The following is a 13,198-nucleotide window of genomic DNA, read 5'->3' on the forward strand; positions in this document are numbered from 1 at the left end:
GCACACCAGCCGAGTTTGAACAACAACTGATCACGACACCTACGCTGTCACTCGTCGCATGAAACACGGTGTCCACTCCCCGGGATCAACCTCAGAGTGGGGCTCACCCCAGAACCTGAACGCACATGCGAACATCAGGGTCCCCTCGCCGCCCGGCCCCTGCACGGCCGCCCATCCACGGTGCGCGGCAGCAAGGCCGCCGGCTCTTGGGCTGACTCCGGCCCAGAACCACGAGGTCCGGCCGCTCGCCGGGGGCAGGCGGGGTCCTTGAACCGAGTCGGCTCCACCGGGGCCTACCGGCGTTCGCTGGGGTGGCTTTGTACAGAACTCGGGCGACGGGACTGATCCGTCGCTCAAAGAGCGTCGTCGGCCCCGTGGCGAGGTGTCGGACAGGGGCGATCCGGGCCCTGCACGACGGGGTCAGCGCCTGCACCCTGTGCCGCCCGGACACGGAACTGGGCACTCTTGCCCGGGGCCTTGGCCGCCTTCTTGGCGGGCGCGTTCGCGGCTTTGCGTTCCACGTGCCCGGCCCTGTCGTGGACGCTCGCAGCATCGCCGCCCGCGCCGCCCTGGACCTCGCCGCGGGCCTGACGGGCCGACTCCACGGATTCGAGCAGTGCGGACATGAGGTCGACGACGGGAGCCGCAGCCGGCTCCGGCCGTGCCCCTGGGATGGGGTGGCGATCCAGGCGCAGACCAGGCATGACTACGCCGCTTCCGCCCGGCCGGCGTCAGCTTTCTGCTCGTGGGCGTGCTTCAGCGCCATTCGCTGCTCCACCCTCTTGCCTACCTCGACCGTCTCCCAGTAGGGATGCGTCGACACCACGGCCGACAGCTCGAGGAGCTCACGGCGCAGGCGGGCGACCTCCGTCTTCTGCACGTCGGTGTAGCCGGGGCTGGGCGGCAGGCTGCGGGGTTCTGCGTCGCTGTAGAGGACCTTCGGGGCTGTCCACCCTTCGGAGGGCTCTACCGACCAGGGGAGAGTGCGGCCGAGGGCTTCGTGCTCCGCCCAGGTCTGGTGCAGGCGCAGCTGAGTGCGCGAAGGTCTTCGGGAAAGTCGTACGTAGCCACCCCAGAATGCTACTCGTGTTCGAATTTCTAGGGCCAGCAGGCGCGCTCAGACACACGGCGATCAGCCCCCTGGCCGATCCCGCGTCGCCGGGTGCATGCCCGCGCCATCAAGGTGGGCGGCCGGATGTGGTCCCGCCCCCTGACCCTGCTCGTCCGAGGAAGTCACACCCTCATGGCGCTCCCCCCGGGAGCCCGGGCGGACAGGGGACGCGAGAAGCACATGCGCTGCCGGCGTAGGAGGGTGAGGGCCGCCCTGGGGTGGGCAGGGCCCTCACGACGCGGGTCTGCGGGGGCGGATATGCCTGGGGGCAAGCTTCAAGAACCTGCGGTAGTAGCTATGGCCTGCGCTGACGTCTTGGTCGTCTCCTGAGCCCGGCGGCTGGATCGTGCGTAGATTGGAGGTGCAGGCGGTCGCGCTCACAGGCTACGGAGAGCGTGTGATGACAGCGGACATTGATTTCACGGCGTTCTTCGACGCCACACCGAGCCCGTACCTCATGCTGGACACGGACCTGGTGATCCGCTACGCCAACACGGCGTACCTGCAGACCATCGGCCGGTCCAGAGACCAGCTGATCGGGAAGTATTTCTTCGACGCCCTGCCTGCAAATCCCGGCACCCTCGATGACACACAACAGGACCTGAAGGCGTCACTGCGCCGGGTGCTGGACACCGGGCAATCGGACACCTTGGTGCTGCAGCGGTACGACATCCCCGCCCTCGATCAGCCAGGCGGGTTCGAGGAGCGATGGTGGTCCGAGATCCACACGCCGATTCTCGGGCCTGACGGCAAGGTGAGGTGGATCGTCCAACGGGCCGAGGACGTCACCGCCTTCGTTCACTCACGCCTGGCACGCCAGCTCACCGAGGAGTTCACCGAACGGGAGAAGGGCATGGCAGCCGAGCTGTACGCGCGGGCCGGCGAGCTGAACCGCCTGAACCAGGAACTCCGCGAGGCCCACGCCCGTGAACGGCAGGTCGCCGTCGCCCTGCAGGAAGCCATGCTCTCCGCCCCCGACCTGGAGCACCACACTCACAACATCGCCGTGCGCTACCTGCCTGCGACCACATCACTGAACGTGTGCGGCGACTGGTACGACGTCGTCGACCTGCCACCCGACCGCTACGCCGCGGCGGTCGGAGACGTCGTCGGCCACGGCCTGCACGCCGCCGCCGTCATGGGCATGCTCCGCAGCGCCCTGAGCGCGGTCATCCGTGCCACTCCCAGTCCCGCCCAGGCCCTGGAAGTCCTCGGTCTGTACGCCCGCTCCCTGGACGGCGCGACGGCCGCAACCGCGGTCAAGGTCCTCATCGACACCCGCAGCAGACTGATCGTCTACAGCAGCGCCGGACACCCACCGCCCGTCCTGCTCCACTCCGACGGGAGATGTGAACTGCTGGACCAGGCGACCGATCCGCCGCTCGGCGCCCGCCTCCACCATGTCCCCCGCCCCCAGGCCGGCCTCGCCTACACGCGTGGGGACACCCTCGTGATGTACACCGACGGCCTCATCGAGCGCCGCGACGAGGACATCGACGCCAGCCTGGCCCGCCTGACCACAGCCCTGGCCCAGGTCAGCACCCTCGCCCCCGACCCACTCGCCGACGCACTGCTGGACCGCCTCGGCACTGCTGCGGGCGCCGCCGACGACATCGCCCTCATCGTCATTCGCCTATAACCCCGCGCGGCCTCTCGACAGCTCACGACACGAAAGCGAACCTCTGGCGCCTATCAAGCAGTTGCACTCGGACGGCTGGCAGCAGGCAGCGCCGGGACGGTCGGAGAACCTGCCCGTCCTCAGCGTCGACGACGACGGCAGGTTCAGCATCCGTCTGGAGGCGGAAGCTGACGACAGGCACAGCGCTGAGCAGCAGGCGAATCAGCGACTGCGGCCCTGCGCAGAGCCGGCCTCAGCGGGGACGATGCCCCGTTCGGCCCGGCAGCAATCGGGACGTGGTGGGTTACGAGGAGTTGAGTCCGTTGGGTCCGCCGCCGGCGTCTCCCGCGCATCGGTGAACCTCACGGGGCCGCGCGGATCGGTGTCGGGCCCCGGTCTGGCTACGATTCGAGGAATCCAAGCGTCTGTGCGACGAATTCGTCGTGGTACTGGAAGATGCCCCCGTGTCCGGCATCCGGGTAGAGAGGGACGAGTTCGCCCCGGGGTAGCCGCGCGGCCAGGTCGAGTGTGTTCTCGCTCGGCACCATCCGGTCGCTCTCGCCGTTGGCCACCAGGACCGGCTGGCTGATGTGGGACAGGTCGGCCGGCGGCTGGAGGCCCCATCGGCGGATGGCCTTCAGCTGGGCGCGGAACGACGTCAGCGAGATGGCTTTGTCGCGGTCGTCCGTTCGCTCCTTCAGCCGTTCCAGGAAGGCGCGCGCTTCCTTTCGGCCGTGCTCGGTGTCGGTGAAGAAGAGAAACTGCTTGGGGTCCTTGCGGGTCAGGAGGCCCTTCAGGGTGTCGTGGAGGGTGAGTGCGGTGACCTTGTCGATGCCGGGGCCTCCAGCGGGGCCTGTGCCCGCGAGGATGACCTTGCGCACCAGCTGCGGTTCCTGGGCCGCGATGACCTGGGCGATGAAGCCACCCATCGACAGGCCGAGCAGGTCGACCTGCTCGAAGCCCAGCGCGCGGATGAACAGCACCGCGTCGCGGGCCATCGCCTCGATCGTGTCGGGCGTGGAGCCGCCCGACGCACCGACTCCGCGGTTGTCGAAGGTGATTACCCGGTGCCGGGCGGCGAGTCCGTCGATGACGCGGGGGTCCCAGTTGTCCAGGACCGCGGCGAGGTGGTGGAGCAAGATCAGCGGTACGCCGTCTCTTTCCGGACCGAGCTGCCGGTAGACGAAGTCGACGCCGCGCACGGACACCGAACGAGTTGGCGCCTCCTTGTACGACGACGGGGCGGGCGTGGGGGAACTGCGCGGTGCGTTCATGATCGATTCCTGTGGCGGTGAGGGGTGGCGGGAGGCGGGATCCTCTCGTTGCCGAGGCTTACCGGTTGCATGGTGGGGGCCCTCACGCCATCGCGACGACGACCTTGCCAGCCTTGGCGCGCCCCTTCTCGGCGTACTCCATCGCCTCGCGGGCCTGGTCGAAGGGGAAGACGCGGTCGACGACGGGGCGGATCTCTCCGGCGTCGATGAGCCGGGTGAGTTCGCGCAGCTGGTCGCCGTCGGCCTTCATGAACAGGAAGGAGTAGGTGACGCCCTGGCGCTTGGCGTGGCGCCGGGTCTTGAAGCTCAGCGCGTTCATGGCCTGCCGCAGGATCAGGTTCGCGCCCAGCTCGCGGGCGAAGTTTGCGTCGGGAGGTCCTGCGATGCTGATGACCTTCCCGCCGGGCTTGAGGACCCGCAGGGACTTCTCCAGGGTCTCGCCGCCGAGGGTGTCCAGGACGACGTCGTAGCCGTCCAGGACCTCCTCGAAGTCCTGTGTCCGGTAGTCGACGACGACGTCCGCGCCGAGCTCCTTGACCAGGCCGGCGTTGGCCGCGCTAGCGGTGGTGGCCACGTGCGCGCCCAGCTGCCTGGCCAGCTGGAGGGCGATGGTGCCGACGCCGCCGGAGCCCGCGTGGATCAGGACCCTCTGGCCCGGCTGGACCTGCGCCTTCTCGACCAGCGCCTGCCACGATGCCAGGGCGACCAGGGGGAGGGAGGCGGCCTCCGCCATGGTGAGGGTGGTCGGCTTGGGTGCCAGGTCGTTCTGGTGGATGGCGATGAGTTCGGCGAAGGTGCCGATGCGGTCCTTGTCTGGCCGGGCGTAGACCTCGTCGCCCACGGCGAAGCGGGTGACGTCCGAGCCGACCTCGACCACCACGCCGGCGAGGTCGTTGCCCAGGACGAGGGGGAGACGGTACGGCAGGATCATCTTGAAGCCGCCGTCGCGGATCTTGAAGTCCAGCGGGTTGACGCTCGCCGCGTGGACCCGGACCAGGACGTCGTCGGCGCCTACCTGCGGGTCTGGGGCCTCGGTGATGCGACCGCCGCCCTTGTCGCCGTACCGCTCGATCATGAAAGCCTTCATCGTCGTCTCCGTTTCCCGTCCGCATGGGGACGTGGCCACTGTGCGTGCCGGGCTTTCACCAGTACGACACACTTTGTAGTGTTTGTTTCGGTTTCCTGGAGCCCCCGCCGATGCGGTGGGCGGCCGTCACCGGCGCCGTATCCGTAGCCGGGTATCAAGGCCGCCGGTGGGGCGATGCGCGCCTCACACCGCGTTCGGCGATGTGGCCAGGTTCTGCTTCACGTGCCGGGTGATCTCGTCGGCGAGGATCTCGGGCAGTCCCCTCTCGATACCGGACAGGGCCTGCGCGGCGACCTCGGCGGGGTCAGCCTTCTGGTCGGCGGGAACGCTCGCGGCCATGCCGGTGTCCATGTATCCGACGTGCAGCGCCGAGACGGCGATGCCGCGGGGTGCCAGTTCTTCCCGGGCCGCGCCGGTCAGCGCCCACGCTGCGGCCTTGGCCGCCGCATAGGCTCCGAGGTCGGCCGGGTGCAGCCAGGACAGGACAGAGAGGACGTTGAGCACGGCACCGCCGCCGTTGGACTCGATGACGGGGGCGAAGGCCCGCGTCACGGCGAGCGGACCGAAGAAGTTCGTGTCCATCTCCAGGCGCACCGCGTCCGGGCTGCCCGTGACCAGCGGAGTTCCGGTGGAGATTCCGGCGTTGTTCACCAGCAGCGTCACATCGGACGCGGTGCGGGCCGCAGCCCGGATCGACTCCTCGTCCGTCACGTCGAGCCGCAGCGGGGTGACCCCCGGCAGGTCCACCGTCTCGGGGCGCCGGACCGCCGCGTACACCGTCGCTCCGCGCTCCACGAGTTGGGCGGCCAGATGCCGTCCGAGCCCCCGGTTGGCGCCGGTGACCACCGCGACCGCGTCCTTCAGTTCTATGCCCACTCCCAGCGTTACGGCCGTCGGCGAGCGACCGGCGGCGTTAATTAGATTGCATCCACAATCTAAGCACTGGTCTAGGATAGATGCCAGTCGACATCCAATCGGGAGGTGGCCGATGGGCCGCGTATCGCAGGCGCAGGCCGAGGAGAACCGCCGGCGGGTCGTGGAAACCGCGTCTCGCCTGTTCCGGGAACAGGGGACTCACGTCAGCGTCGCCGACGTCATGAAGGCGGCCGGTCTGACCCACGGCGGCTTCTACAAGCAGTTCGCCTCCAAAGAGGCGCTCATCGACGAAGCCACCGCCCACGCCTTCGACGAACTCACCCGGCACCACAAGGACGGACTCGAGCAGCACGGCGGGCAGCGCGGCGCCGCCCAGCAGGCACTGATCGACACTTACCTCTCCCCCGGACACCGCGACAGCCCGGCGGACGGGTGTCCCGTCGCCGCACTCGTCACCGACATGGCGCGCGAAGGCGAAGAGCATGAGGCCCGCCGGATCTACACCGAAGGCGTGGGCGACTTCGCCGAGTGGCTCACCACCGAGGACCAGGACGGCATCACCCGGCTGTGCACCATGCTCGGCGCACTCGTCCTGGCCCGAGCCACCAACGGTTCCCCGCTCTCCGAGGAGATCCTCACCACCGCGCGCGCGGCATTGACGGCAGCCGGCTGATCAGTGCCACGCTGCCGGGCAGCCCGCCAAGGGACATTCGCTGCCACGTCGCCGACGGCGCAGCTGGCTTCCCCCAGTACGCCCCGCACGACCGGATGGGGTGGCCTGGTGCACCCCACCGGATCCAGCCGTCCGGGGCGACGTCGAGGGCACCGGTCTGCAGGATGCCGACCTGGCCGAGCCGCCCGCCGCCAATCGGGCGGTTCCCGTCTCGGGCGGGGTTCGGGGGCCGGGCACCGTGGCCGCCGCCGCGGCGGCGAGGGCGAGGCGGGAGTTCATGTCCAGCTCGAACCGGCCGTAGGGGTTCACGTGGGTCCAGAACAGCGGGGACAGGGCCCGCCGGTCGGCCGGAACGCCTGGCCCGCCTGAAGCCGGTGCAGTGCCCGGCTCCGCTCCTGGTGGTCAGAGCCAGGTGCCTTCCCGGGCGCGGCGGTCGCCGGTGAGGGCGTAGCGGCGTACGGCCAGCATGGTCTCAGCGTTGCTGCCGATGTCGTCGGCGAACCGGGCGAGGACGGTGTCGACGGCTTCCTGTTCGGAGAGGTACGGCGGGGCGAGCTCGACGATCTGCCCCAGCCGGCCGCCGACGGCGACCATCTCGTCGACCAGGCGCCGCACTGCGGCGGTATCGATGGGGTGCTGCTCGGTGTCGGCGAGTGCCCGCTCCAGAGCGCCGCCGTCACTCCCGCCGTTGTCCTCGGCGGGGAGCGGTTCGCGGCGGAGCTCGTCGACGACCTGGCCCACGATGGCGCGGACCACTGACCACTCGACCTGTCCGGCCTGGGCGGCTGCGGTGAGCCGCTCGGTGACGAGGGTGGTGAGCTCGTCGAGCCGGCCGTGGACATCGCGCAGCGCAGGCTGCGACAGCCCCAGATCCACCAGAGCGGCCGTGTCCGTGTCACCCGCGGGTGACACGGCAAGGACGCCGGCCTCGCCGATCGCCCTGCTCAGCCCTTCTGCCGACTCCGCGATGTCGATCAGCCGGTACGCCTGCGCCCTGCTCATCCCCAGCTCGCCCTGCGCGTACTCACCCCACCCGCCGTAGCCCAGAGCCACCCACACCCGCGCCCGGTGCGCGTCGCGCACCCGCTGCGCCAGCACCACAGCCGCCCGCTGCGCCTCGCCGATCGCCGCACGCAGCTGCTCGGTCAGCCGGACCGCATGTACCCGGCCCACCGGCTCCAGCCCCGCACCCTGACCCTGCTCATCCGAGGAAGCCACAGCTCCAAGGTGCTCCCCGTGAGCCCGGCCGGGCAGGGAGCGCGAGAACCACGCGCGCTGCCGACCGGTAGGCGGGTGAGGGCCCTGAGGGGCTTGAGCAGGGCCCTCACAACGCGGGTCCGTGGGGGGACGGATATGCACACCCGCGTCGGCGGAACAACGACCACCAGGGCGTCACGGTCACTGTCTGCCCGAATGCCCTGCCTCCGAGCGTCGTGAGTCTCGGGTTGTTAGAGGGCGTGTCTTGTGGGCACCCAGGGTGCGAGTGGGCGTGGCCACGGTCTCCAGGGGTCGGCCGCGGTGGGGCCGGCCCCTGGCCGTGCAACCAGGCACCTTGTTGCGCGCTTGAACCGCTGACCGTCTCGATGTGCGCAGGCGGTTACCCGGGTTCATGCGGGGCGGCGGGGCGGGTGTCGTTGTCGCAGCTCGGCTCGGCAGCCAACGCTGACGATGTGTAGAGCTTGGGCACCGCCGTGCGAAGGGAACCGGGATGATCCAGATCGCGGATATCCGTGAGTGGCGCACCCACGACGTCGTCGACGCGGGCGGCCGCAAGATCGGCACGATGGAGGCGGTCTACGTGGACACCAGCATCGACGAGTCGGCCATGGCGACCGTCCAGGTCGGGCTGCCCACCTGGTCTTCGTCCCGCTGGCCGGTGCGATCGCGGGCCCTGGCTACGTCAAGGTCGGCTACGACCGGTCCCTGGTGAAGAAGTGCCCGGCGATCGGCACGGACGACGTCCTGCCCGCCGAAGACGAAGCGGCGGTCTTCGCGCACTACGACCTGCCCTACCAGCCCGGCGCGAACGGTGAGCGGCAGCTCGCCCGCCGCTGAACGCCGGTCCCCTCAAGGAGGTGTCCGCGCCATGACGCTCTTCCTGATCCTCATCATCGCGGCGATCGTGCTGGGCATCATCGGCGCCGTCGCCGAAGGACTGTTCTACCTGCTGGTCATCGGCATCGTGGTGTTCGCCGCCGCTCTGGTCTACCTGGGGATGCACCTGCGGCGCTCCGGCCGCCACCGCCGCACGCTCCGCTGACCGGCTGCACCGCGTCCGGTTCCGGCGCAGTGGACGTCACCCCCGCTGTGGGTGGACAACGTCGGAACGAAAACCGGCGCTACAGGCAGCTGTCACGGACGTCGGTACAGCGGTCATCTGTGGGATTGGCCTTGGGGGGCCGTCGGTCACCCCGGTTGGCGCCGGCTCCTTGGTGCCAGCGGGGGAGTAGGGCGCTTACGGTCTTGCCGCCGGTCGGCTGGCGGGTCACGGCGGTGGCGCGGGCGAGGCGGTTGATCATGGGCCAGCCGAAGCCTCCGGTGCCGCCGTTCAGATCGGGGGTACGCATGCGCGGAGCCTGCGGACTCGGGTCATGCACGGCCACCTTGATGCTGTCCGGGTGCGCGGTCAGGTCCAGGGTGCAGGTGCCGCCGCCGTGGCGCAGGGCATTGGTGACGAGCAGCCGCACCCGTGCGGACACGGGTGCGGCTCGGTGTCGTGCAACGGCGGTGTTACCAGGCGACGACGATCAGTCCGCCGCTGCCGTTCTGGCCCGCGTCCGCCGCGTTGCTGGTGTATCCGGCCTTGCTGCCGCCCTGGCCCGTATCGACGCCGCCGGAGCCGCCCAGGGCGCCGACCGTTCCGTCACCGCCTCGGCCGCCGGCCCCGGTGCCCACCGGGACGGTGTAGGTGTCGCCGCCGGGAAGACTGGCTTGGGTCGGCGCCGTCATCGGGGCTCCTGAGCCGCCGACGCCATGCCTGCCGCCGTAGGTACCCTCCCTGTCCTTGCTGTTGTGGGCGACGGCATTCGTGCCCAGGCTGCCCGGGCTGCCGTCGGCTCCCTTGACGTTGGCCTTGTCGTTGCACGTCGAGTAGATCGGGTACACCGCGGCGCCCTTGCCGCCGTTGGCCTGGAGCGTGGAGGCGGTCCCGCCGGCTGCGCCGTTCTCGCTGCCGCCGCTGCCGCCTGTTCCGGAGCGGCCGCGCTGCCCCACACCGGCTCCGCTGACCTCGCCCTGAACTTCCGCCCACCTACCCAGGCTCACCGTGGACCACTTGCTGAACGCACCGTCCTGGCCGTCGTTACCGTGCCAGCCGGTCTTGCCGTCGCCGCCAAAGAGATTGGTGCCGCCTGCGCCCCCGTATGCCTGTGCGCCGCCGGCCCCACCGTGTCCGGCGACGCCGGCCTTGAGGGTGAGCATGATCGGGTCGTTGTTGGTGGCGGTGAAGTGGCAGACCATGTAGCCGCCGCTTCCTCCGCCGCCCCCTGCTCCGCCCCCGGCGCCGCCCGCGCCCCCGGCGCCCGGGTCGTCCCTAGACGACCTGGCCTTGCTGCCTTCGCCGCCTCCGCCTCCGGCCCCGGAGGCTCCGCCGCCGCCCCCGCTGCCTCCGCCCCAGACGTAGACGGTGACTTCCTTGACCCCGGAGGGCGAAGTCCATACCTCTGAGATCGCGGAGGCGGTGATCACCTTGTGGCCGTGGGTGGGTTCGTCGGCGGGAGCGGCCCACGCTGCGGGGCCGGTGAGGCTGAGGGCGAGGGCGCAGCCGAGGGGCGGCAATAACTTCCGTGAAATGGTCATGGAGACGATCGTCGGCGCGTGCCCTTGAAGATGCCAACGAACAGTCAACGACCACTCGAGCGAGTGACGGTATTTCGGACGCAGGGACTTCAAGAAGAATCACCCTGACAAGCCGAAGTCAGTATATGGGAAGCGACGGGCGATAGCAGGGAGTTCACCGTGCCGGAAGAGGCCGCCAGATCAGTCGATATGACATGGGCCGGGAAAAGGGCGGTCGATGCCCGAACGCGCGGTCTGTGGGCCAAGGGAAACGACTCGACCCGGTGGTCGCGGTGCGGTGACGCCTGGGACGCGCTGGTCATCACGCCCATCGGTCTCGGCCTGGCCGCCCTGGATCGGATGGGCGCCGACGTACGCCGCGGCTACCCGGTGCTTGCCGACCACATCAGAGACCGGCTGTAACGTCATGGTGCCCGCAGAACAGGGCCCGGGTATGCGCGGGCCCTCCCGGGACCAGCAACTGCTCCTGCCCTGTACCGAGCACGGCACGGCGGCGTCGCACTGGATCAGTGCTCCGCGTGACAGCGCGCCGCCTTTGCTCCCGGCCGACGACCTCGCGCTCGCGCTGCGCGAGGTCTGCCGGCTGAAGGGGTGAGCTTGCATCGCGCTGACGGCGTGCGCACGACCGCAGCGGCGCGAGTGGAAGTTGGGGCGAATCTGGGCCCCGGACGAGGAGTCCACTGACGATCACGTCGGGTCGGCATCGGCACGAGCAGACGCTCGAATGCCGCCTGGTAGGCACGGGCAGCAGCCCTGGCCGTGCACTAGCTTCCTGTGCCAGTTGGCCGCCGGGTGGCGGTGTGCCGGCACGGCCAGGCCTTCGAGTCCGACGCGCTGGGGCGGCCACCATTGCGAGTGTCGCCCGTTGTCGCTCTGCGGCAACACCGGGGCTACTCCGTCGAGTGGACAGGAGTCCGCGCAATGAGGGCGTTGATTGTCTTGCCGGGGCCAGGGCCGGGCGTGATGGTCACGCCGTCGGTCAGGCGGCGGACCATGTGCCAGCCGAAGCCTCCGCTGCCGCCGTTGAGGTCGGGGGTGACCTCGCGTGGGGGTGCGGGATTGGGGTCGCTGACCGCGGCGCTCACCGCATCAGGGCTGGCGGACAGTTCGAGGGTGTAGCGGCCGCCGACGTGGCGCACGGCGTTGGTGACGAGCTCGGACACCACCAGGACGAGAGTGTCCGCCACGTCCGGTCCGAGTGCCGGGCTGAGGCTGTTGGTGAATGCGCGGGCGATCTCGCGGGTCCGATGGATGTCAGCCGTGCTGTCGCCCATCGTTCGATGCGAGGCAACCGTGTTGGTCATCTTTGTGTCGTTCATGCACGTACACCCCGCCTGGATCGGTTGTGCCGCTTTGCAGGACGGGTAGCGTGCCCGCTCGAGCGGCTTCCACACGGGGGCGACAGAATCCCGTCGTCTCCAGCGGGAGGAAATCTGCGGTGGCGGTAGTAGACATTGCCGTTTGATCGGGTAGGGTTTTGCTCGTAGCCAGGACAGCAAGTGAGGCGCGGCAGGGACGAACTGCCGCGCATGCAGGTTCAAGCGAGTTGTGGCACGGCAGCGGAACCTGAGGGCCGGATGCGCCAGGGTCCTCGGGTTGGCTGCCGGGCCGGACGGCCCACAGGGGCGGATTGTGGCACGGCAGTGGAGTGACAGGGCCGGACGCATACAGGGGTCTTGTCGCTGACTGTCGGGCCGGCGGCCCAAAGGGGCCGTGAGCAGTCCCGCGGTTCCAGCAGTACGACAGATTGATCGCAAGGAAAGAAGGAGGTAGACGCCATCAGGATCGCCCGGGCGAGGAAGAGTCCGCTCGGGTACCGAAGGCCCTCGGAAGGTAGGTGGTCCCCGGTCACGCATCCGCGATCCCCGCATTCCCGTCCATCCCCCTGGCGGAGATGCGGAAACAAATCCCGGCACAGCAGTAGCCGGTAGATGGTGTTGCTTTCCCGGGACCCTGGTGCCATGCGGCACCAGGGTCCCTTCATGGGCATGCAACCGTCCCCGCGCCGCCGGCGCCACGGACGTGTCGTAGCGCCGCTGGGTGACACGAAAAGGGGCCCCGGGAATCCGCCATGACACCCCGGGGCCCGGTGTATGGAGGCTTCCTGCCAGTGAGGCGGCCGCCCCGGCGTCACGGCGCCTGCATCCCTCTTGACGGTGATCCGCTCACGGACGCATCGTGACGGCTGCTCGCATCGGCTAGCTTATCGATCACGCCCGGAAATCGGCTTCGGCCGTGTGACCGATCGGCGTGACTGTGCTGGCGCGGGAGGGTGTGAGCGGTGGCCTGGCTAGGGCGAATCCGGTTCACGGATTTCTGCGTGACTGACAGTGGTGATTGTGGGCACTTCACAAGGTTCAGCTGACTTCGCGTAGCCGTGTGTGGTCGGGGCAGGCGCCCCGTATGAACGTGAACCAGAAACTCGCCAGGGAGGATTCGCAAGCCGGGCGGACTGACGGTGACCAGGCCCAGAGCGTGGCAGAGGCCGTATCCACCGCCGTCACATCAGTGCGCCGGCAGTTGGCCCGCGTGCATGCGGGATTGCCGCCTGTTGACGAAGAACCAGCCTCGCTCTGACCGTCCGTCCAATGGGCCCGCGGCTGCGGAAGCGTGGTGGCCGGCGCCAGCAGGCCGCCACGTCACTCGCCGCAACGGCGATTTCCTCGCCGAGAATTGGACCTATGCCGGGTCCGTAGCAGTCACTTGGCGTTTGGTGAACCGGTGCCACCAGTGGTGGCGTCGGGGATGCACTGCGCGGCCC

13 protein-coding genes and 3 pseudogenes are annotated in these 13,198 nt (G+C 69.5%); 6 read left to right on the forward strand and 10 right to left on the reverse strand.

All coding sequences use genetic code 11. The features are described 5' to 3' along the window. Positions 1-353: 353 nt before the first annotated feature. On the reverse strand, positions 354-626 hold the full coding sequence (locus ACWIHY_RS39010; RefSeq protein WP_454381409.1) for a hypothetical protein: 273 nt from the start codon (positions 624-626) through the stop codon (positions 354-356). Between the two features lie 80 nt (positions 627-706). After that, positions 707-880: a hypothetical protein gene (locus ACWIHY_RS39015; protein WP_454381410.1), complete on the reverse strand. Its 174-nt coding sequence runs from the start codon at positions 878-880 to the stop codon at positions 707-709. Positions 881-1,511: 631 nt separating this feature from the next. On the opposite strand from ACWIHY_RS39015, the gene ACWIHY_RS39020 reads away from it, so the two are divergent. Next, positions 1,512-2,750: a PP2C family protein-serine/threonine phosphatase gene (locus tag ACWIHY_RS39020; protein ID WP_454381411.1), complete on the forward strand. Its 1,239-nt coding sequence runs from the start codon at positions 1,512-1,514 to the stop codon at positions 2,748-2,750. A gap of 380 nt (positions 2,751-3,130) precedes the next feature. Here the strand turns inward: ACWIHY_RS39020 and ACWIHY_RS39025 are convergent, their stop codons facing one another. From ACWIHY_RS39025 to ACWIHY_RS39035, 3 genes are all read right to left on the reverse strand, one after another. Beyond that, positions 3,131-4,003, reverse strand: a complete 873-nt coding sequence (locus ACWIHY_RS39025; protein ID WP_454381412.1) for an alpha/beta fold hydrolase — start codon at positions 4,001-4,003, stop codon at positions 3,131-3,133. Between the two features lie 82 nt (positions 4,004-4,085). Further along, positions 4,086-5,090 carry an NADP-dependent oxidoreductase gene (locus ACWIHY_RS39030; RefSeq protein ID WP_454381413.1) on the reverse strand — a complete coding sequence of 335 codons (1,005 nt, stop codon included), beginning with the start codon at positions 5,088-5,090 and terminating at the stop codon, positions 4,086-4,088. Positions 5,091-5,273: 183 nt separating this feature from the next. Beyond that, positions 5,274-5,960, reverse strand: a complete 687-nt coding sequence (locus ACWIHY_RS39035) for an SDR family oxidoreductase (protein ID WP_454381421.1) — start codon at positions 5,958-5,960, stop codon at positions 5,274-5,276. 118 nt (positions 5,961-6,078) lie between these two features. Here ACWIHY_RS39035 and ACWIHY_RS39040 point away from each other — a divergent pair, with 118 nt between their 5' ends. After that, entirely contained in the window at positions 6,079-6,639 is a 561-nt protein-coding gene (locus ACWIHY_RS39040; RefSeq protein ID WP_454381414.1) for a TetR/AcrR family transcriptional regulator, read from the forward strand. A gap of 252 nt (positions 6,640-6,891) precedes the next feature. On the opposite strand, the pseudogene ACWIHY_RS39045 reads toward ACWIHY_RS39040, so the two are convergent. Next, positions 6,892-6,984, reverse strand: a pseudogene (locus tag ACWIHY_RS39045) (transposase); the annotation flags it as partial. Between the two features lie 57 nt (positions 6,985-7,041). Continuing rightward, positions 7,042-7,857, reverse strand: a complete 816-nt coding sequence (locus ACWIHY_RS39050) for a hypothetical protein (protein WP_454381415.1) — start codon at positions 7,855-7,857, stop codon at positions 7,042-7,044. Positions 7,858-8,347: 490 nt separating this feature from the next. Here ACWIHY_RS39050 and ACWIHY_RS39055 point away from each other — a divergent pair. Then, a pseudogene (locus ACWIHY_RS39055) lies at positions 8,348-8,694 on the forward strand (PRC-barrel domain containing protein). Between the two features lie 31 nt (positions 8,695-8,725). Beyond that, a complete protein-coding gene (locus ACWIHY_RS39060) occupies positions 8,726-8,899 on the forward strand; it encodes a hypothetical protein (RefSeq protein ID WP_454381416.1) in 174 nt (57 codons plus the stop codon). Positions 8,900-9,077: 178 nt separating this feature from the next. Here the strand turns inward: ACWIHY_RS39060 and ACWIHY_RS39065 are convergent. After that, a pseudogene (locus ACWIHY_RS39065) lies at positions 9,078-9,326 on the reverse strand (ATP-binding protein); the annotation flags it as partial. Between the two features lie 43 nt (positions 9,327-9,369). Continuing rightward, positions 9,370-10,416, reverse strand: a complete 1,047-nt coding sequence (locus ACWIHY_RS39070) for a hypothetical protein (protein WP_454381417.1) — start codon at positions 10,414-10,416, stop codon at positions 9,370-9,372. Positions 10,417-10,596: 180 nt separating this feature from the next. Between ACWIHY_RS39070 and ACWIHY_RS39075 the strand changes: the two genes are divergently transcribed. Both ACWIHY_RS39075 and ACWIHY_RS39080 read left to right on the forward strand, forming a co-directional pair. Next, positions 10,597-10,839, forward strand: coding sequence for a hypothetical protein (locus ACWIHY_RS39075; RefSeq protein WP_454381418.1), 243 nt, complete (start codon positions 10,597-10,599; stop codon positions 10,837-10,839). Positions 10,840-10,870: 31 nt separating this feature from the next. After that, positions 10,871-11,032, forward strand: coding sequence for a hypothetical protein (locus tag ACWIHY_RS39080; protein ID WP_454381419.1), 162 nt, complete (start codon positions 10,871-10,873; stop codon positions 11,030-11,032). A 295-nt stretch (positions 11,033-11,327) separates the two neighbouring features. Here the strand turns inward: ACWIHY_RS39080 and ACWIHY_RS39085 are convergent, their stop codons facing one another. Beyond that, complete coding sequence (locus tag ACWIHY_RS39085) at positions 11,328-11,756, reverse strand: ATP-binding protein (protein ID WP_454381420.1); 429 nt, start codon at positions 11,754-11,756, stop codon at positions 11,328-11,330. Positions 11,757-13,198 lie beyond the last annotated feature (1,442 nt).

The sequence above is a fragment of the Streptomyces sp. NPDC055287 genome (assembly GCF_053646035.1).